Raw genomic sequence first — 19731 nt, 5'->3', positions numbered from 1 at the left:
ACCGGCACCGGCGCTCGCGCGCCCGCCCCGGCTGCCCGCCGTCATTCCGCTTCGCGCGACATGTCGGGCCACAGCAGCGGGTTCGGCGAACTGCGCTGGTAGCCGGCTTCGTTCATCAGCAGGTCGAGCGTGAGGCTCGCGAGATCGTCCGCCAGCGGTTCGAACTCGTAGTCCTTCTCCTGGTAGCCGATCTTGCGATAGGTCTTGCATTCGTCGCACGACTCGGCCTTGACGGCTTCGCTGCCGCCCTCGATCCCGTGGTAGGCGATGCCCTTGGTCGAGTCGCAGTGCGAACATTTCGTGCGCACCATGTGCCACTCGGTCGTGCACAGCCCGCACTGCAGGAAACGGTAGCCCTGGTACTGCCCGCCGACACGCACGACGCTCGCGACCGGATGCGTGCCGCACACGGGGCACAGCCCCGGCTGGTCGAGATACGGGACGTCGGACGGTGTGACGCGGCTCGCGAGATCGGTCCAGGCGACCTGCAGCGCGGCCATCAGGAACGGCGCGGTGGCCGGATCGACTTCGGCGAAGCGCAGCGCGAGGATCGCGTCGGCCTGCGCGTCGAGTTCGGCAGGTGCCATCAGGCGCAGCCGGTCGAGCAGCTTCGCGAGCGACGGATTGACGAGCCCGGCGCTTTCGACGCGGTCGAGCAGTTCATAGAGCACGGCGCGCCACTGCGGGTTGCGCTCGCCGTCGAGCGCCGGCACGAGCGGCATCGAATGCTGCTGCGCACGCGCGATCGCTTCGGGCGACGGCATCGGCAGGTTCAGCGCCTGCAGCGTCGCGTGCTGCGCATCGGCGACGGTAGCCATCAGCCGCAGATAGCCGCTGATCGGATTGAGATCGGCGAGCTTGCGCAACCGTGCGGCACGCGCGGCAAACACGGTGCCGCGCTCCGGCAGGCGAAAGCGCGGAATGGCCGAATGATCGAGCGTCGAGATCTCGGTCGGTTCGAGAATGCGTTGTGTCACGAAAATATCATCCAAAAAAACAAGCGCCGACGGATCGGCGCTTTCCAGGCGATTCCGGCGGTGGCGCGACGGTACGCGGCAATCTGCGTACCGCCACGCTCCAGTGCGTTACTTCACGCTTTCACGGAACCACTTCGGGTGATGCTTGCGGGCCCAGCCCAGCGTGACGGTGCCGCGCACCATCGCCCCGATCGAGCCTTTCACCCACAACGCCGCGTAAATGTGCACGATGATGCTCGCGATCAGCACGAAGGCCGCCACGGCATGCACGACAGCGGCCGCGCGAATCGCCCCGATCGGGAAGTAGAACGAGAAATAGCGTCGCCAGATCACGATCCCCGACAGCAGGAGCAACACCAGGCACGCCACCAACGTGAAGAATAGCAGCTTCTGTCCGGCGTTATAGCGACCGACAGGCGGCAGCTTGTCTTCCCGGTTGGCCAGCACGTCGTCGATCTGCTTCAGCCATTGCCGATCGTCCGCGTCAAGCGCGTTGTGGTGCCAGAAGCGCACCACGAGAATCGCGAACGACACGAACATCACGAGACCGACGAACGGATGCAGGATCCGCGTCCACTGGCCGCCGCCGAACAGCGCGGTGAGCCAGAACATCGACGGATGGAACAGCGCGAGCCCGGACAGCGCGAGCAACACGAACGTAATCGCCGTGATCCAGTGGTTCGTGCGCTCGTTCGGCGTGTAGCGGACGATCAGGTTGGGGTCGTCGTGCTTCATTTTGCGTCCTCCTTGATGCGTCGCGCCTCGTCGCGGGCGGCGGCTTCCTCGTCCTCGCTGACCTCGTTCGGACCGACCCGCGTGTAGTGGAAGAATCCGGCCAGCGCGGTCAGCGCGAGGCCGGCCACCGCGAGCGGTTTCGCGATGCCCTTCCAGAGCTTCACCATCGGGCTGATCGACGGATTGTCGGGCAGCCCGTGGTACAGCGACGGTTTGTCCGCGTGGTGCAGCACGTACATCACGTGCGTGCCGCCGACGCCCTGCGGGTCGTACAGCCCCGCATGCTCGAAGCCGCGCTCCTTCAGGTCCTCGATCCGCTCGGCCGCGTGCTGCTTCATGTCCTCCTTGGTGCCGAACACGATCGCGCCCGTCGGGCAGGTCTTCACGCAGGCCGGTTCCTGGCCGACCGCGACGCGGTCGGAACAGAGCGTGCACTTGTACGCGCGATGATCCTTCTTCGAGATCCGCGGAACGTTGAACGGGCAGCCGGTCACGCAATAGCCGCAACCGATGCAGTTCTCCTCGTGGAAGTCGACGATCCCGTTGTTGTACTGCACGATCGCGCCCGGCGACGGACACGCCTTCAGGCAGCCCGGATCCTCGCAGTGCATGCAGCCGTCCTTGCGGATCAGCCACTCGAGGTCGCCTGCCGGGTTCTCGTATTCGGAGAACCGCATGACCGTCCACGAGTGCTCGGTGAGGTCGGCCGGGTTGTCGTACACGCCGACGTTGGTGCCGACTTCGTCGCGCAGGTCGTTCCACTCCATGCATGCCGTCTGGCATGCCTTGCAGCCGATGCACTTCGATACGTCGATCAGCTTCGCGACGCTCCCGGTCACCGGTTCGCGCACCGTGGGCGGTGGCGTCGTGGTGGCCGAGACGCGCTTGATATCCAGCGATTGCAATGCCATCTCTTCCCCCTTACGCCTTTTCGACCTTCACCAGGAACGACTTGAATTCCGGTGTGTACGAGTTGCCGTCGCCTACGGACGGAGTCAGGGTATTGGCGAGATAGCCGGGCTTCGTCAGACCCTTGAAGCCCCAGTGCAACGGGACGCCGACCGTCTGGACCTTCTTGCCCTCGATCGTCAGCGGCTTGATCCGCTTCGTGACGAGCGCGACCGCGACGATGTAGCCGCGCTTGGACGACACCTTCACGCGATCGCCGTGCGCGACGCCGACTTCCTTCGCGAGATCTTCGCCGATCTCGACGAATTGCTCGGGCTGGATGATCGAATTCAGCCGCGCATGCTTGGTCCAGTAGTGGAAATGCTCGGTCAACCGGTACGTCGTCGCGACGTGCGGGAACTCCGACACCTTGCCGAACGACGCGCGGTCGTCCGGGAACACGCGGGCGGCCGGGTTGTTCAGTGCCTGCGGGTTGTCCGGATGCAGCGGGTTCGCCGCAAGCGGCGTCTCGAACGGCTCGTAGTGCTCGGGGAACGGACCTTCGTTCATTCCCGCACGCGCGAAGAAGCGCGCGACGCCTTCCGGGTTCATGATGAACGGCCCCATCCCGTTTTCGGGCGGCTCGTCGGCCTTGAAGTCGGGCACGTCGGCGCCCTTCCACGCGCTGCCGTTCCAGCCGATCAGCTTGCGGGTCGGGTCGAACGGCTTGCCGCTCACGTCGCACGATGCGCGGTTGTACAGGATCCGCCGGTTGGCCGGCCACGCCCACGCCCAGTTCAGCGTCTGGCCGATGCCGGTCGGGTCCGAGTTGTCGCGCCGGCCCATCTGGTTGCCGGCCTGCGTCCATGCGCCGCAGAAGATCCAGCAGCCGCTCGCGGTCGTGCCGTCGTCCTTCAGTTGCGCGAACGCGGCGAGCTGCTCGCCCTTCTTCACGAGCACCTTGGTCGGATCCTTCGGGTCGGGCAGATCGGCGAGCGCACGGCCGTTGAACTCCATCGCGAGCTCTTCGGGCGTCGGGCTTTCCGGGTTCGCGTACGGCCACGTGAGGTTCACGATCGGATCCGGATACTTGCCGCCGTCCTTCTGATACATCTTGCGCATGCGCAGGAACAGCCCCGACATGATCTCGAGGTCGCTCCTGGCCTCGCCCGGCGGCTCCGCGCCCTTCCAGTGCCATTGCAGCACGCGGCTCGAACTGACGAGCGAACCGTTTTCTTCCGCGAAGCACGTGGTCGGCAGACGGAACACCTCGGTCTGGATCTTCGACGCATCGACGTCGTTGTAGTCGCCGTGATGCTTCCAGAACTCGGACGTCTCGGTGGCGAGCGGATCCATGATCACGAGCCATTTCAGCTTCGCGAGGCCCGCCGCCGTCTTCACCTTCGACGGCGCCGCCGCGAGCGGATTGAAGCCCTGGCAGATGTAGCCGTTCATCTTGCCGGCATTCATCAGCTCGATCGCCTGCAGCAGGTCGTACTGCTTGTCGAGCTTCGGCAGGTAGTCGTAGGCCCAGTTGTTCTCGGCGGTCGCCGCATCGCCCCACCACGCCTTCATGAAGCTGACGTGGAACGCCTTGTAGTTCTTCCAGTAGCTCAGCTGGTTCGGCCGCAGCGGCTGCTGCGCGCGCTTCTTGATGTAGCCGTCGAAATCCTGCTCGGCCTGCATCGGCAGCGTCATGTAGCCCGGCAGCAGGTTCGACATCAGCCCCAGATCGGTCAGGCCCTGGATGTTCGAGTGGCCGCGCAGCGCGTTCATCCCGCCGCCCGCGATGCCGATGTTGCCGAGCAGCAGCTGCACCATCGCGCCGGTGCGGATGATCTGCGCGCCGATCGAGTGGTGGGTCCAGCCGAGCGCGTACAGCACCGTGCCGGCGCGGCCGGGAACGGCCGTCGTCGCGAGCATTTCGCACACCTTCAGGAATTTCTCCTTCGGCGTGCCGCACGTTTGCTGGACCATGTCCGGCGTATAGCGTGCGTAGTGCTGCTTCAGCAGGTTGTACACGCAGCGCGGATGCTGCAGCGTCGGGTCGACCTTCACGAAGCCGTCGTCGCCGCGTTCGTAGTCCCAGCTCGATTTGTCCGGGTACGCGTGCTTCTCCGCGTCGTAGCCGGAATAGATGCCGTCGTTGAACGCGAAATCCTCGCGCACGATGAAAGTGAAGTCCGTGTAGTTCTTCACGTACTCATGCTGGATCTTGTCGTTCGTCAGCAGATAGTTGATCACACCGCCCAGGAAGACGATGTCGGTGCCGGTGCGGATCGGCGCGTAGTAGTCGGCCACCGAGGCCGTGCGCGTGAAGCGCGGGTCGACGACGATCAGCCGCGCCTTGCGGTGCGCCTTCGCCTCCGTTACCCACTTGAAACCGCACGGATGGGCTTCGGCTGCATTGCCGCCCATCACGAGAATCACGTCCGCGTTCTTGATGTCGACCCAATGGTTCGTCATCGCTCCACGGCCAAACGTCGGGGCAAGACCTGCCACCGTCGGGCCATGTCAGACACGCGCCTGATTGTCGAATGCGAGCATCCCCAGACTGCGGATGGTCTTGTGGGTCAGGTAGCCGACCTCGTTGCTGCCCGCCGACGCGGCCAGCATGCCGGTGGTCAGCCAGCGGTTGACCTTCGCGCCGTCTTCGGCCGTCTCGACGAAGTTCGCGTCGCGGTCGGCCTTCATCAGCTTCGCGATCCGGTCGAGCGCGTCGTTCCACGAGATCGGTTCCCACTTGTCCGAGCCGGGCGCCCGGTATTCGGGACGCGTCAGGCGGTTCGGGCTGTGGATGAAGTCGATCAGGCTCGCGCCCTTCGGGCACAGCGTGCCGCGATTGACGGGATGGTCTGGATCGCCTTCGATATGGATGATGCTCGACTGCGCGTTCTTCGCGCCATCCCCGAGGCTATACATGAGGATGCCGCAACCCACCGAGCAATAGGGGCAGGTGTTGCGCGTTTCGACTGTGCGCGCCAGCTTGTACTGTCGGACCTCGGCGAGCGCTTCCGTCGGAGAAAAGCCCATCAGGGCAAGACTCGATCCGGCAAGCGACGTGGCCGTCACCTTCAGGAACTGGCGCCGGGACATTTGTAGCATGATGGTCTCGGCGTTTTTGTGGGGTGAGGTGAAACTGAAAGGATTATAGACAGTTCACGCAACTATGATCGAATCCTCGGATCAATACTGATTTGTCTGATCCTCCGATGTCAGTGCGTTCAACGCCCAACCGAACCGTCATGAAACGACAGATCACCTCCGAAGCCACTCGTCTCGCGCAACAGCAGGCCAACTGGGCACTCACTGCATTCAAGCGCTTCTCGTCCGACCGCTGCTCGGCGATGGCCGCGAGCATCGCGTTCTTCTCCGCGTTCTCGCTCGCGCCGACGCTCGTGATGGTGATCGCCGTGGCCGGCTGGTTCTACGGCGACGACGCCGCACGCGGCCAGGTGTTCGAGCAGGCGCATCAGTTGATCGGCGACGACGCGGCCGCCAGCATCCAGACGATCGTGCAGAACGCGCACCGCGCGGGCGAGCGCGGCGGAATCGCGACGCTGATCTCGTTCGCCGCGCTCGCGCTGGGCGCATCGGCGACGTTCGCGTCGCTGAACACCGCGCTGAGCGTGATCTGGCCGAGCACGGAAAGCCGCTGGTCGAGCATGCTCGGGCTCGTGCGCGTGCGGCTGATTTCGTTCGGGCTCGTGCTCGGCGTCGCATTCCTGTTGATCGTGTCGCTCGTGCTCGATACCGCGATCACGTTCATCGGCACCTGGCTGCTCGGCGATTCGCCGTACGTCGCGATCACCAACGTGCTGCAGTTCTTCGTCGGCATCGCGGTGCTCGCCGGCGCGTTCGCCGCGCTGATGAAGTTCCTGCCCGATGCGCGCGTCGCGTGGCGCGATGCGTTGATCGGCGGGATTGTCTCCGCGATCCTGTTCTCGGGCGGCAAGAAGCTGTTCGCGCTGTATCTCGCCCGCGCGGGCACGGCCAGCGCATTCGGCGCGGCCGGATCGTTCGCGGTCCTGCTGATGTGGCTGTACTTCTCGGCGGCCGTGCTGCTGCTCGGTGCGGAATTCGCCGCCGCGCGCGGCGATGCGCATCGGCGCACCGGCAATGCCGCGGCCGCGCCGCCCGATCGCGCAAGCAGCGACTGACTGCCGACGCACGCCCTGCGCCGCCGACGCGCCACGCGCGAGGCGGCGCTAACTACGCGACCGCCTGTGTTTTCGCAACCGTCCTGCCCGCGAGGCATTCCCGATCGTTGATGCGTTCTTTGCACCGGCACGCGATGCGCGCTGCAACGGCAAACGTTTGCTTGCCTCGATTTCCGCGCGCGAACCCGCAAAACACCCGCTTCCTCTGCCAGATGCACCGGTTGCTGCAACAATCGCAGCGCAGCAATTGTCAACTATTTCAAAAAGAGGAACAGTTCTTGATGTCCTTGATATATATGGACTTTTTCCTGCCGTTACCTTTTCGCGACACTTTATTTTTTAAGCTTTCTTGCATGTATGGCACTGAGCTATTCTCCAATCCGCAACAAATAACGAATGACGATTCATTTGCGTGGAGATACTCAACGATGAAGAAACTCGCACTCTCGACCCTCTCGCTCGCCCTGCTGGGCGCCGCTGGCGCTGCTCACGCTCAGTCGAGCGTCACGCTGTACGGCGTGATCGATACGTCGATCGCATGGGTTCACGGCAACAACGGCCAAGCCAACAACTCGTGGCAAATGCTGTCGGGCAACCTGCAGGGCAGCCGTTGGGGCCTGAAAGGCGCTGAAGACCTCGGCGGTGGCCTGAAGGCGATCTTCCAGTTGGAAAACGGTTTCGATCCGGGCACGGGCCACCTGGGCCAAGGCAATCGCATGTTCGGTCGTCAGGCATACGTCGGCCTCGAAAGCGCCCAGTACGGTACGCTGACGCTTGGCCGCCAGTACGACCCGCTGGTCGACCTGGTCCAGGCAGTCACGGCTGACAACTACTTCGGCAGCGTGATGGCAACGCCGGGCGACGTCGACAACAACGACAACTCGCTGCGCGTCAGCAACGCAATCAAGTACACGTCGCCGGTCTGGGCAGGCTTCCAGGTCGAAGGCATGTACGCGCTCGGCGGTGTCGCAGGCAAGACGGGTTCGGGCCAGACGTGGTCGGTCGCGGCTGCCTACAACAACGGCCCGGTCGGCGTTGCAGCAGGCTACTTCTACGCAGCGAACCCGTCGCCGACGACGACGCTCGGCCGCACCACCTGGACGTCGACGACGTCCGACGCGATCTTCGACGGCCCGATCAACTCGGGTTACGCAACGGCGAAGTCGATCGCCATCGCGCAAGTCGCTGGCCAGTACGCACTCGGCCCGGTGACGTTCGGCCTCGGCTACAGCAACGCACAGTACAAGCCGGACGCGTTCTCGGGCTTCACGTCGACGGAGAAGTACAACACGGGCCGTGCGTTCGTGACGTACCAGGTCACGCCGCCGCTGCTGCTGGGCCTCGGCTACTCGTACACGAAGGCGAGCGGCGACACGGACGCGAAGTACCATCAGGTCGGCATCGGCGCGGACTACTCGCTGTCGAAGCGCACGGACGTCTATCTGGTTGGCGCATACCAGCACGCGAGCGGCACGCAGCGCGTCGACGCCACCACGACGCAAACCGCACAAGCGTCGATCGCTTCGTACGGCTTCGCCGGCAAGAGCTCGGCCGAGATGGTCGCAGTCGGCATTCGCCACAAGTTCTAAGAAGTACGTTTCCGGCATGCATGGCGTCTCCGACGCCATGTCGCCGAACTGCAAAACCAGTCACCGGTTTCGGCCGTGGCTGGTTTTTTTTCGTCCGCTGCCGGCAGCGGCCGGGCGAACGGCGATCGCGTCGCGGGCCTGCGGTAAGGCAACGGGCCGGGAGCGGCTCCAGGACCGCCTGTCGTGCGCCGGATGCCCGTCCAGAGGCATCGAGACATCCCTCGCTGTCCGACGGCTACGACGGCTACATACGGCACGATCCCGTTCACGCCGTCGCGCGAACCGCTCACTCCATGTCAGCCTGACGCGCGACAACGAGATCCCTCATCGCAATGGACGCCTGACCGTCCACATCGCCGATTTCGATACCGCGACACGAAGCACTATGCTTCGACGTGTCGATTTCGACGGCCTTCGTCCGTCGTATCGATGGCGGCACGCAGATTGCCGCGCCCCTCACCGACATCCGACAGGAGACGCTCCATGACGATTCAGAAGATCACGCCGTTCCTCTGGTACGCGACCGAAGCCGAAGAAGCCGCGGCCTTCTATGCGGGCATTTTCCCGAACTCGCGCGTCGTGCGCGTCACGGCGATCGCCGGCACGGACGGCACCCGCATGGTCGAATTCGAGCTGTTCGGGCAGCCGTTCATCGCGATGAGCCACCCGCGCACCGAAACCTTCAACCACGCGATCTCGCTGATGATCAGCTGCGCCGACCAGGCGGAACTCGACCGCTACTGGAGCGCGCTGCTCGACAACGGCGGCACGGCCGACGGCTGCGGCTGGCTGCGTGACCGCTTCGGTGTCTCGTGGCAGATCGTGCCCGACGCGCTGATCCCGATGATGACCGATCGCGACGAGGTGAAGGCGGCGCGCGTGGCCGCGGCCATGATGCAGATGACGAAGTTCGACGTCGCCGCGCTGGAGGCCGCCTACGCGGGCACGGCGGGCTGACGAGGCGCGGGCGTGGCGGCTGCCTTCGGCCGGCATCGGCACGCTCGTGGAGCGCGCAAGAGACGCGCATGACGGCGACCGTCGACGGGATTGCATCACGCCGCGACGCAATCGCGCGCGGCGGCCGGTCTCTCGCTGCTATGCCGGCAACATGGCTTCGACGATCCGTCGCACGTCACGCACGAATGCGACAACCGGTCTGCCCGACAACAGCGTGCCGGCCCCGTCACCGTCGCCGTGCAGATACACGGCACGTGCAGCCGACAAGACGGGCCGGTACGTGTCGGGCAGGCGCTCCAGCGCCCATGCCGCGGCGACATCCTTCGGCGCGATCCTGCCGGTCGCGGCGCTGTACCAGACGCGTGCGAGCGCGAGCACGACGTTGCATTCGTCGCCGCGCCAGTCCGGCTCCGCGTCCCACTGCGCAACCGTCGCGCGGAGCGCGGCGATGAAATCGCGTGCGGGCACCGCGTCGAACCATGCGGCCGCGCGCGGCCCGCGCAGCGCAACGTCGTGCTGCCGAACCTTCGTCAGCAGAATCGCGAGATCGTGATCGACGCACGCCGGTTCGACGATACCCGCGCGCAGATCGCGGCGCAGCCATTCGCCGAATTGCAGTTCGCGCCGGGCCGGATGACGCCACGGCACCACGTCGTCGCGCACGAGCACGGTGACTTCCAGCGCGCGCATGCGTGCATCGCACTGCGGCGGCGCGGACACGTCGAGCAAATCGAGCATCAGCGCACGCCGCACCGCGTCGCCCGGCGAGGCGGCCACCGTCACCAGCAGGTCGATGTCGCTGCGCGGCTTCAGCCCGCCGTCGAGCGCCGAGCCGAACAGATGCACCGCCTGAAGCGTCACGCCGAGATGCCGGTCGAGCAAGGCGCAAGCAGCCGTCACCTGGTCGGCGATCCCGGCGGGAACGCTCGTCGCGTTCATGATTCGAGCTCCGCGCGACCTGCGCGCCGCATGCGGCGATGGCCAGCCGCGCGCCGGCACGAACACGCCGATTCGGTCATCGGCGCAAGCGGCCCGCAGTACGCGATACGCGTCACGTCGTGCCGTATTCGCGCCGCGCGATACCGGCGCGTACGCGCCATTTGCGCGGCGCAATAAAAATCCCCGCACGCTTTCGCGTACGGGGATCGTCGGACATCGCAACGGCCGCCGACATGCATTCGGCGACCGTCACGCTGCATTACGCAGCCGCGTCCTTCAGCTTCTTCAGCGCACGTGCCTTCACGCGCACGCTGGCCGGCTTCGCCGGGAACCAGCGCTCTTCGCCCGTGAACGGATCCTTGCCGAAGCGCTTCTTCTTCGCCGGCACGACTTGTGCCGTGATCTTCAGCAGACCCGGCAGCGTGAATTCGCCTGCGCCCTTCTTGTGAACCGAGCCCAGCACGACGTTCTCGAGTGCGGCGAGGACCGCCTTGACCGCCTTCACTTCGACAGCTGCGCGCTCAGCGATGTGCGTTGCGAGCGATGCCTTCGTGAACTTGTCCTTCAGCGGCGTCGGAGCAGCCGGTGCTGCCTTCGCGACAGCCTTCTTGGCCACTACTTTCTTCGCGGGCGCAGCCTTTTTGGCAGCCACTTTCTTGGTCGCCGGTGCGGCAGCCTTCTTGGCCACCTTTTTTGCGGAAGTCGCCATGTTTCTCCTACCAGGTGTGGTCGTTGGATACACGAAGCGTGCAACGCGCGCGCTTCAACGCCGGATTCTACAAGCGCCTCGACGCTTCGTGCAGTACTTTTATGCGTTTTCGCGGGGTTTCCCGCAGGTTTTGTTGCGCGCGACCGACTTCGACGGCGCGCCGGCATCGAAAAACGCCTTCACGTATACGTCCAAACGCACCGGATCGCGAATTACGTTCGATATTTGCGCACCTATACTGACCTCGCTCAGTGCCCCGGATGCCTTCATGCGCGAAGTCAGATACGTCAAAGGACTCGACGGCCTGCGAGCCATCGCCGTCATCCTCGTTTTCCTGTCCCACAAAGGCCACGTCCTCGCTGTCGACGTCGGCAAGCTCGGTGTGTGGACGTTCTTCTTCATCAGCGGATTCCTGATCGTCGGCGAACTGCATCGCAACCGTCAGGCGATCGAATGCGGCACGATGACGCGCCGCCATGCGCTGGCGCTGTTCCTCGCGAAGCGCGCGCTGCGGATTTTTCCCGTCTATTACCTGCTGCTCGCCGCGCTCGCGATCGCGCACGCGCTGTTCTACCAGCGCGGCGTCAATCTCGGGCTCGCGTGGCACGCGACGTTCCTGTCGAATTACTGGATCGGCGTCGTGAAGGACGGCTGGCCGGGCTCCACGTCGCACTTCTGGAGCCTCGCGGTTGAACAGCAGTTCTATCTGATTGCGCCGCTCACGCTGCTCGCGGTGCCGGCCGCCCGCCACGTCGCGCTCGGCGTCGCGGCCGTCGTGCTGTGCGCGTTCGCGCATCTCGCGCTCTACGCGCTCGATGCATCGCCGGTGCTGATCTACGCGTTTTCCCCGTGGAATTTCGCGCTGATCGCGCTGGGCGGCGTCGGTGCGATGGCGCTCGCCGATCGCGGCCAGAGCGTCGTCCGCCGCATTCCGCCCGGCTGGCTCGGCGCCGCCGGCGTCGTGTTCTTCCTCGCGCTGCCCGCGTTCACGATGCTGCCGGACATCGTGACGGGGCTCGTTGATCTCGGCTTGTCCGCGTCGCTCGGCGCGCTGATGCTGTGGATCGTCACCGAGCCTGACCATCCGGCCGTGGCACTGCTCGACTGGGCGCCGCTCGTCTATCTCGGCACGATCAGCTACGGCTTCTACCTGTTCCACAACCTGATTCCGGCACGTTTCGGCGAGATGCCCGCGCTGTTCGCGCACGTGCCGATGCCCGGAATCGTCCGGGAAGTGCTGCCCGAAGTGCTGCAGTTCGCGCTCGCCGTGCTGCTCGCGCACCTGTCGTGGCGCTATCTGGAAAGGCGCCTGCTCGATCTCAAGAAGCCGATCGCCGCGATGCTCGCCCGGTACTTCGTCACGCGGCCGAGCACGTCGCCGCGCTGAGCGCGATACCGGCGCGAACGCGACGCAGCCAGGCGGCAGCCGTCGCTCATCGGCACGTACACGACCGGCGCGCCGGCAATGGTTTCATCGCCGCGACGTCAGGTGTCCGGCATCCGGCGCACCGCTCAACGCACGACGCGCCAGAACCGGCATCGCCGTCCGGCGGCATACCGGAATCTTCGCGCAATCACCCGCACGAATCCGCCCGCAACCGGCACCGCCGCTCACCCGACGCCGCCCGCCCGCGCGTCGTCCACACGCAAAAAAGCCCCGACGCACGAGGCAGCCGGGGCCAACGGAACAACCACCACCTGAAACAATGGAGCAGCGCGGCTGCTTACGCGACGGCAGCCAGCGCGGGCAGGCAGGTACGCAGGTACGCCTCGAATTCGCGGCTCACTTCCGGATGCTGGAGTGCGAGCTCGACGGTCGCCTTGAGGTAGCCGATCTTGCTGCCGCAATCGAAACGCGTGCCGTAGTAGCGATACGCGAGCACCTGTTCGTTCGCGAGCAGCGTCTGGATCGCGTCGGTGAGCTGCAGCTCGCCGCCGGCGCCCGGCTTGAGCTTGCGCAGGTGATCGAAGATCGTCGGCATGAACACGTAGCGGCCCACCACGCCGAGGTTCGACGGCGCGTCTTCCGGCGCCGGCTTCTCGATGATGCCCGACAGCTTGATGATGTCCTCTTCCCACTCGCGGCCTTCGACGACGCCGTACGAGCGGCTGTCCTCGCGCGGAATCGTCTCGACCCCGATCACCGAGCTGTGATAGTGGTCGAACACGTCGACGAGCTGCTTGAGCACCGGCTGCTCGCCGTGCAGCAGGTCGTCGGCGAGAATCACCGCGAACGGCTCGCCGTGCACAAGCTTTTCCGCGCACAGCACCGCGTGGCCGAGGCCGAGCGCCTCCGGCTGGCGCACGTAGAAGCAGTTCACGTGGCTCGGCTTGATGCCGCGCACGAGCTCGAGCAGCTTTTCCTTGCCGCGCGCCTCGAGCTCGGCCTCGATCTCGTAGGACTTGTCGAAGTGATCCTCGATCGCGCGCTTGCTACGCCCCGTCACGAAGATCATCTCGGTGATACCGGCGTTGATCGCTTCCTCGACCGCGTACTGGATCAGCGGCTTGTCGACGACGGGCAGCATTTCCTTCGGGCTCGCCTTCGTTGCCGGGAGGAACCGCGTGCCGAGACCGGCAACGGGGAACACGGCCTTGGTGACTTTCAACATGTTCGCATCCTGATTGCGTTGACTGCGCCGCATCGCTGCGCGACCCGGCGCGATTGTTTTTCGAACGGCATATCGAGAACCGGCGGCACGGCCAATTCCACTCCGCTCATTTTCGATATGGACCTATTGCCCATGTTTCCAGAAAACGGATAATCCGTGAATCCGGTCGATATTGCCGAACCCGGCATCCGGACATAAACAAATTACCGATTTCCCGGATACAAATTCTTACGAATCGAATTCCTCGATATACGGGACGCCGCCCCGCTCGAGCCCCGGGCGAATCGGCTCGTTCTTCAGCGCCTCGCGGTATGCCGACAGCACGGCCATGACCAGCAGTACTGCCGCGCTCGCGATCCAATGCATGTCCATCTTGCCGCTCCTTGCATCAATCAACTGGAGCTTCAAACTATCAGAAAAAAATCGGCAAATAATTGTGGCGGCGGCGAAACCGCTTTCAGACCTGAATAACACCACCATCTGAAACGACATCATTTACCGCCGGGATTTTTTTATTCATTCGATCGAATTCTTGCGCATTACGATTGGACCATCCCCTTCATCCGTCGCAAGGAATCGAATCGCATGCAAGCTTTCAGCGGATCGTCTTTGGCCGCGCCGCCCGTCGCCGACCACAAGGAACACGTGATCGACGCGATGCGCGGCTTCGCGGCGCTGCTCGTCGCCTATTTCCACTGCCGTCAGGTCGTCTGGGTCGGCATGCAGAGCTTCCATCATGCTTACGGTCATGCACTCAGCCCGAGCGTGATCGCCGGCTACCTGACCTTCCCGTTCGCCTGGGGCTCCGCCGGCGTGCCGATCTTCTTCGTGATCAGCGGTTACTGCATTCACCGCAACGCGGCGCTCAAGCTGGCGGCCAACCCCGCGTATCGGCTCGATGCGCCCAACTTCTGGGCGCGCCGCTTCGCCCGCATCTATCCGGTGCTGCTCGCCGCGCTGCTGTTCACGCTTGCGATGGACGCGGTGAGCCTGCAGATCGCGCCGGTCAGCCACAAGATCCGCGATGTCGGCGTCACCGCGTTCCTCGTGAACCTGTTCTCGCTGCAGGGCGTCGCCGGCTATACGTACGGATCGAACGGCGCGTTGTGGACACTGTCGCTCGAAGTGCAGTTCTATGCGATCTACCCGCTGCTGTTCGCGCTGCGCCGGCGCATCGGCATGCCGGCCATCGTGGCGGCCGTCGCGCTCGTCAACGTCGCGTCGGCGTGGCTGCTCGAACGGCACGACCTGCAGTTCTTCACGTCGTACTGGCTGTCCTGGACGGTCGGCGCATGGATCGCCGACGTGCGCGCGCAACCGGCGCGCGGCACCGCCGCCGTGCCGTCGCGCGCGTGGTACCTCGCGGCCGCCGCGCTGCTGGCCGCGGGCTGCGGCGCGTTCCATTTCGGCCAGTACGGCGCGTTCCAGCTGTGGGCCGCCGGCTTCGCGTGCTTCCTGTACCGCGCGCTCGCCTGCCCGCCGCGCCCGACGCCGCTCCTGCGCGTGCTCGGGTGGTTCGGCGACTTCAGCTACTCGCTGTATCTGATCCACCTGCCGCTGTTCGTCTGCCTCGGCTCGGTGCTGTTCCACTCCGAACTGCAACTGTCGATCTGGCCGTCGGTTGCATTCATGGCCGCCGCGATTCCGGTCGCTTACCTGTTCTACCGGCTGTTCGAACGCCCGGCGATGATGTGGTCGGCCAGCCTGAAGCCGACGCGCGCGCCCCGCGTCGTCGCACCGGCCCCGGAACAGGCTGCCTGAACGCACCGTTACGGCACGCCCGGCCCCCGCGCGAGCTCAAGTCGTGCGGGGGCATTTTCATGGGCGCCATGCGTGTGCGGGATGCGTTTGCGCGTCGGGAAGGCGGGTTTGGCGAATCGCAGTTCGCACGCCGTCCGGGCGGCTGCCCGATCGTCGAATCGCCCCGCCGCCTGCCGGCTGCACGGTACGACCTCACGGCGCCGCTCACGGGATTCCGTGAAGTGTTTCCGGGCCAAATGGCAATGCTGCCCGGCAGGCCCATGCGCCAATGCATCGGCAGCAGCTCACCTCCGCCGCTCCGCGCCTGACGGCCGCCATGCTCCCGCCCGCCCAAACGCAGAACCCTCATGCAGCATGTCGCCGCATGAGGGTTCGCTTCCCGGCGCATGGCGTCGCATCGCGCCGACGCACCGCATCTGCCGCCTCTACCGCTTCTTCGCCTTCGCGGCCTTCGCCGTATCCGCGAGGATCTTCTCGACCCGCTCCACATAAGTCTCGGTGCCGAACCGGCGCACCGCGGTCGCCCGCCCGCTCGCGACGAGCCGTTCGCGCAGCGCGGCGTCGCGCTGCAGCGTGGCCAGTGCGTCGGCCAGCGCGGCTGCGTTGCCCGGCTCGCACAGCAGCCCGTTTTCGCCGTCCTCGATGATCTCGACGACCCCGCCCGCGCGGGCGGCGACCACCGGCCGCCGCGCAAGCATGCCTTCGACGATCACGCGCCCGAACGGCTCCGGCGTGATCGACGTGTGCGCAACCACGTCGACCGCCTTCATGCACGCGGCCACGTCGCGCTGGAATCCCAGAAAGTGCACGCGGTCGTTCATTCCATGACGCGCGACGATCTCGTGCAGCTGCGCCGCGTATTCGTCCTCGCCGAACAGCGGCGCGCCGACCAGCACGACGTGCATGTCGGGATGGCGAGCCGCGGCCTCCAGCAGCAGATGCTGCCCCTTCCAGTGCGCGAGGCGACTGAACGAGCCGACGAGCCACGCGTGCTCGGGTAACCCGAAGCGCGCGCGCAGCGCGGCCTGGCTGGCCGTGTCCAGCGCATCGAACGGTTCGGCCGAAATGCCGTTGAACACGACGTCGACGTGCTGCGGCGTGAAGCCCGTCAACGCACGGAATGCCTGCGCGGACGCGTCGGAGTTTGCGATCACGCGCGTGACGCCGAACCGTGCGCAGTACTTGATCGCCATCAGCTGCTTGCTGCCGAAATGGTCGCCGCTGACGATGTCGCGCAGGTGCCAGACCACCGGCTTGCGCGCGAGCCGCCCGGCCAGCGCCGCGACGACCATCGCGCGCTGCGTGTTCGCGTAGATCACCTCGGCGCGGCGTGCGCGCCGTGCAACGTCGCGCACGAGCGAGAACAGCTGCTTCAACGCACCGGCCGACACGCCGCCCTGCTTGCGTACGCCGGCGAGCGCGCCCTGGTCGAGCACGTCGACGCGCGCGCCGATCTCATCGAGCGCCGCGCGGAAGGGCCCGTCGTCGAACAGCACCACGTCGGCGTTCGCGCGCATGTGCTTCATGATTTCCAGCAACGACAGCTCCGCGCCGCCGAGCACGCCGCTCTGGTCGAGCACGAGCGTCGCCGGGCCGCGCGCGGGCGGCATCGGTGCGACGGCCGTGCCGCGCTGCGCGGTCGCGCCGGGCAGCGCGGCCTCCACGTAGTCGAGAAAGCGCCGCCGGAACGTTTCTGCGGAAAAGCGCTCCGCGTTCGCGCGGCACGCCTGCGGCGTGAAGCGCTGCGGCGCGCGTTCGAAATCGTCGACCGCCGCGACGATCGCGTGCGGCGTCTGTTCGTCGAAGAACAGCCCGGTCGGATTCGCGTGTGCGCGCGGTTCGAGCACCGTCTCGAGCGCACCGCCCTTGCCGTATGCGATCACGGGCGTGCCGCATGCCTGCGCCTCGACCACCGAGATGCCGAAATCCTCCTCGGCCGCGAACACGAACGCCTTCGCACGCCGCATCCGGTCGTGCAGCACCGCGAACGGCTGATAGCCCATGATCTCGACGTTCGGGCCGGCCTTCGCGCGGATCTTCTGCATCTCCGGGCCGTCGCCGATCACGACGAGCTTGCGCTCCGGCGTGCGCGAGAACGCTTCGACGATCAGGTCGATCTTCTTGTACGGCACCATCCGCGACGCGGTCAGGTAGAAATCGTCCTTCGCTTCGTTCAGCGAAAAGCCGTCGACGTCGACTGGCGGGAAAATCACCGCCGCGTCGCGGTGATACACCTTGCGGATGCGTCGCGCGATGAACGCCGAATTCGCGACGAAGCCGTCCACCGCATTCGCGGTGCGCGTGTCCCAGTTGCGGATGTAATGCAGGATCATCCGCGCGAGCAGCGACTTCGGCCCGTGCGTGAGGTTCGACTGTTCCAGATACTGATGCTGGAGGTCCCACGCGTAGCGGATCGGCGAATGCACGTAGCTGATGTGCATCTGGTCCGGCCCGGTCAGCACGCCCTTCGCGACCGCGTGGCTGCTGGAGATCACCAGATCGTAGTCGGACACGTCGAGCTGCTCGATCGCGAGCGGCATCAACGGCAGGTAGCTGCGGTACTTGGTGCGCGCAAACGGCAGCTTCTGGATGAACGAGGTCGTCACCGGCTTGCCGCGCACGAACGTGCGATCGTCGAGGAAATCGACGAGGCTGAACAGGTCCGCATCGGGAAAGCACGCGACGATCTGTTCGAGCACGCGCTCGGCGCCGGCGTACGTGACGAGCCAGTCGTGGACGATCGCCACGCGCAGCGGACGCGATGCATCGCGTGCGCCCGCGTGCGCGCGCGGTTCGGTCCGGCGCAGCGCGGCGGTGTCGCCGGCTTCGGCCGCGGCGGCACCGGCCGTGGCGAGATTCAGGATGGCGTGTTCCGCCAGATCGCGATTCATACGGTTTTCCTCGCATTGAGACGGACGAACAGGTCGCGCGCGAGTGCGCGCAGGGCCGGCGTCATCGTGAGCGACCACGCAAGATTCAGCACCAGCACGACCGCGCAGAGGCCGATCGACTCGCCGAGCCCCGGCCACGCTTGCGCGAGAAACAGGCTCGCGAGCAGGAAGGCGAGATGCGCGAGCATGTCGAGCACGATCGCGCGCATCCGGATCGCCGACAGGTAAAGCAGCACGCCGTAATCGACCAGCGCGCGGGCCGCGACGACCACCGCCGCGCCGATCAGCCCGAAGTGATGGATGCCGAGCCACAGGCCACCGACGAAGAACGGCATCTCGACGAGCCCGGCGAACGCCGCCCGGGCCGGATTGACCTGCGACTGGATCAGGATCCGTGTGACGCTCGCCTGCCCGACGAGCCATACGCTGATCACCAGCACGCGCCCGACCGGCGCCGAATGCGCGGCGAGATCGGCGCCGACCCACAGCGTGAGGAACGGCGCGAGCGCGAAGATCGCGATGATGCCGACCGGCGTGAACACGCCGTTCAGGAATTCGAGCGACTGGCGCGCGAGCGTATCGGCATGCTCGCGGCCAACCGCCGACAGCCGCGGAAACAGCGTGCGCACCAGCGCGTTCGGCAGCATGTTCAGCCGCGTGACGAGGTTCTGCGGAACCGTGTAATAGGTGACGAACTTCGCGCCCATGCCCGCGCCGAGCATCACGCGATCGAGCGTGTCGGCGATCATGCTGGTCGTGCTCGCGATCAGCATCCAGCCGCCGAAATTGAACAGCCCTTTCGCGGTGCCCCACTGCGGCGGATCGATGCGCCGGATGGCGAGCACCCTGATGCTCGCGTGACCGAGCATCACCGCCGCGATCAGCCGCGCGACGACGGCCGCGGCCAGCACCGTCTGCAGGTTCGGCGCGATCCACCATGCGGCGCCGAGCGGCAGCAACTGGAACAGGAACGTGCCGATCGTCTGGTTCGTGTTGAACACGCCGAACCGTTCGGCGCCGTTGATCGCGCCGGCGAACACCCACGACACGTTCGCGAGCGGAATCGCGAGCGCGAGCCACGGCAATGCGAGATACACCTCGTGCTGCATCGCCGCCGACACCTTCGTGAAATACGCGGTGTAGACGAACGCACCGAAATAGATCAGCAGCCCGCCAACGATGCCCGTGCCGAGGTTCAGCCAGAACGCGCTCCAGAAGACGCGCGCGCTCTCGTCCGCGTTGCCGCTCGCGAGCGCCTTCGAGATGTGGTTTTGCGCGGCCATGCTCATCCCGAGATCGAGAATCCCGAAATAGCCGATCAGCGTCCATACGAGGCTGACGACGCCGTAGCGTTCGACGCCCAGCGCGTGAATGTACGCGGGCACCGTCACCAGCGACACGAAGGTCGGCAGGATCAGGCCGATGAAGTTGATCGAAACGTTCTTGAGTATGCCTTTGTCCATGCTTGTGCCCATGGGCCTGTTCCCGCCGATGACGGGCTTGCGAACGTGCG

15 protein-coding genes are annotated in these 19731 nt (G+C 65.7%); 5 read left to right on the top strand and 10 right to left on the bottom strand.

Annotation, left to right across the window (positions count from 1 at the left end; translation table 11 throughout):
* Positions 1 to 41 precede the first annotated feature (41 nt).
* The 4 genes from fdhE to fdnG form a co-directional block, all read right to left on the bottom strand.
* A complete protein-coding gene (gene fdhE, locus HW466_RS27075) occupies positions 42 to 977 on the bottom strand; it encodes a formate dehydrogenase accessory protein FdhE (RefSeq protein WP_174905768.1) in 936 nt (311 codons plus the stop codon).
* Between the two features lie 108 nt (positions 978 to 1085).
* Entirely contained in the window at positions 1086 to 1712 is a 627-nt protein-coding gene (locus tag HW466_RS27070) for a formate dehydrogenase subunit gamma (RefSeq protein ID WP_059450831.1), read from the bottom strand.
* A complete protein-coding gene (gene fdxH, locus HW466_RS27065; protein WP_059450830.1) occupies positions 1709 to 2623 on the bottom strand; it encodes a formate dehydrogenase subunit beta in 915 nt (304 codons plus the stop codon). Before fdxH ends, HW466_RS27070 begins: the two co-directional genes overlap by 4 nt.
* Positions 2624 to 2633: 10 nt before the next feature.
* Positions 2634 to 5705, bottom strand: coding sequence for a formate dehydrogenase-N subunit alpha (gene fdnG / locus HW466_RS27060; protein ID WP_081053262.1), 3072 nt, complete (start codon positions 5703 to 5705; stop codon positions 2634 to 2636).
* Positions 5706 to 5845: 140 nt separating this feature from the next.
* Here fdnG and HW466_RS27055 point away from each other — a divergent pair, with 140 nt between their 5' ends.
* The 3 genes from HW466_RS27055 (at position 5846) to HW466_RS27045 (ending at position 9306) form a co-directional block, all read left to right on the top strand.
* Positions 5846 to 6760, top strand: coding sequence for a YihY/virulence factor BrkB family protein (locus tag HW466_RS27055; RefSeq protein ID WP_151005351.1), 915 nt, complete (start codon positions 5846 to 5848; stop codon positions 6758 to 6760).
* Positions 6761 to 7188: 428 nt separating this feature from the next.
* The gene (locus tag HW466_RS27050) at positions 7189 to 8349 is read left to right on the top strand and encodes a porin (RefSeq protein ID WP_060128319.1); all 1161 of its coding nucleotides are present in this window, start codon (positions 7189 to 7191) and stop codon (positions 8347 to 8349) included.
* Positions 8350 to 8832: 483 nt separating this feature from the next.
* A complete protein-coding gene (locus tag HW466_RS27045) occupies positions 8833 to 9306 on the top strand; it encodes a VOC family protein (RefSeq protein WP_151005505.1) in 474 nt (157 codons plus the stop codon).
* A 138-nt stretch (positions 9307 to 9444) separates the two neighbouring features.
* Here HW466_RS27045 and HW466_RS27040 read toward each other — a convergent pair whose 3' ends face one another.
* Positions 9445 to 10245, bottom strand: a complete 801-nt coding sequence (locus tag HW466_RS27040) for an aminoglycoside adenylyltransferase family protein (RefSeq protein ID WP_151005507.1) — start codon at positions 10243 to 10245, stop codon at positions 9445 to 9447.
* Positions 10246 to 10504: 259 nt separating this feature from the next.
* Entirely contained in the window at positions 10505 to 10954 is a 450-nt protein-coding gene (locus HW466_RS27035; protein WP_006492882.1) for an HU family DNA-binding protein, read from the bottom strand.
* Between the two features lie 268 nt (positions 10955 to 11222).
* Here HW466_RS27035 and HW466_RS27030 point away from each other — a divergent pair, with 268 nt between their 5' ends.
* A complete protein-coding gene (locus HW466_RS27030; protein WP_059450823.1) occupies positions 11223 to 12341 on the top strand; it encodes an acyltransferase family protein in 1119 nt (372 codons plus the stop codon).
* A 337-nt stretch (positions 12342 to 12678) separates the two neighbouring features.
* Here the strand turns inward: HW466_RS27030 and galU are convergent, their stop codons facing one another.
* Entirely contained in the window at positions 12679 to 13566 is an 888-nt protein-coding gene (gene galU, locus HW466_RS27025) for a UTP--glucose-1-phosphate uridylyltransferase GalU (RefSeq protein WP_059450871.1), read from the bottom strand.
* Positions 13567 to 13794: 228 nt separating this feature from the next.
* On the bottom strand, positions 13795 to 14061 hold the full coding sequence (locus tag HW466_RS27020; protein WP_059506310.1) for a hypothetical protein: 267 nt from the start codon (positions 14059 to 14061) through the stop codon (positions 13795 to 13797).
* Positions 14062 to 14151: 90 nt separating this feature from the next.
* Between HW466_RS27020 and HW466_RS27015 the strand changes: the two genes are divergently transcribed.
* Complete coding sequence (locus HW466_RS27015; protein ID WP_059792462.1) at positions 14152 to 15327, top strand: acyltransferase family protein; 1176 nt, start codon at positions 14152 to 14154, stop codon at positions 15325 to 15327.
* 425 nt (positions 15328 to 15752) lie between these two features.
* On the opposite strand, the gene HW466_RS27010 is transcribed toward HW466_RS27015, so the two are convergent.
* Positions 15753 to 18218, bottom strand: coding sequence for a glycosyltransferase family 4 protein (locus tag HW466_RS27010; protein ID WP_174905769.1), 2466 nt, complete (start codon positions 18216 to 18218; stop codon positions 15753 to 15755).
* Positions 18215 to 19681: a flippase gene (locus tag HW466_RS27005; RefSeq protein WP_060022976.1), complete on the bottom strand. Its 1467-nt coding sequence runs from the start codon at positions 19679 to 19681 to the stop codon at positions 18215 to 18217. The genes HW466_RS27010 and HW466_RS27005 overlap by 4 nt, the downstream gene beginning before the upstream one ends.
* Positions 19682 to 19731: the final 50 nt, after the last annotated feature.

Origin of the sequence: Burkholderia territorii (assembly GCF_902833055.1) — a bacterium.
GTDB lineage: Bacteria > Pseudomonadota > Gammaproteobacteria > Burkholderiales > Burkholderiaceae > Burkholderia > Burkholderia territorii.
This window is presented reverse-complemented; position numbering and strand designations above follow the sequence as displayed.

Bases quoted from the DNA above. Each gene is read 5' to 3' on its own strand.
- galU (WP_059450871.1), bottom strand. From the start codon at position 13,566: ATGTTGAAAGTCACCAAGGCCGTGTTCCCCGTTGCCGGTCTCGGCACG.
- fdxH (WP_059450830.1), bottom strand. From the start codon at position 2,623: ATGGCATTGCAATCGCTGGATATCAAGCGCGTCTCGGCCACCACGACG.
- HW466_RS27005 (WP_060022976.1), bottom strand. From the start codon at position 19,681: ATGGACAAAGGCATACTCAAGAACGTTTCGATCAACTTCATCGGCCTG.
- HW466_RS27045 (WP_151005505.1), top strand. From the start codon at position 8,833: ATGACGATTCAGAAGATCACGCCGTTCCTCTGGTACGCGACCGAAGCC.
- HW466_RS27050 (WP_060128319.1), top strand. From the start codon at position 7,189: ATGAAGAAACTCGCACTCTCGACCCTCTCGCTCGCCCTGCTGGGCGCC.
- HW466_RS27020 (WP_059506310.1), bottom strand. From the start codon at position 14,061: ATGATGTCGTTTCAGATGGTGGTGTTATTCAGGTCTGAAAGCGGTTTC.
- HW466_RS27040 (WP_151005507.1), bottom strand. From the start codon at position 10,245: ATGAACGCGACGAGCGTTCCCGCCGGGATCGCCGACCAGGTGACGGCT.
- HW466_RS27055 (WP_151005351.1), top strand. From the start codon at position 5,846: ATGAAACGACAGATCACCTCCGAAGCCACTCGTCTCGCGCAACAGCAG.
- HW466_RS27070 (WP_059450831.1), bottom strand. From the start codon at position 1,712: ATGAAGCACGACGACCCCAACCTGATCGTCCGCTACACGCCGAACGAG.
- HW466_RS27035 (WP_006492882.1), bottom strand. From the start codon at position 10,954: ATGGCGACTTCCGCAAAAAAGGTGGCCAAGAAGGCTGCCGCACCGGCG.
- HW466_RS27030 (WP_059450823.1), top strand. From the start codon at position 11,223: ATGCGCGAAGTCAGATACGTCAAAGGACTCGACGGCCTGCGAGCCATC.
- HW466_RS27010 (WP_174905769.1), bottom strand. From the start codon at position 18,218: ATGAATCGCGATCTGGCGGAACACGCCATCCTGAATCTCGCCACGGCC.
- HW466_RS27015 (WP_059792462.1), top strand. From the start codon at position 14,152: ATGCAAGCTTTCAGCGGATCGTCTTTGGCCGCGCCGCCCGTCGCCGAC.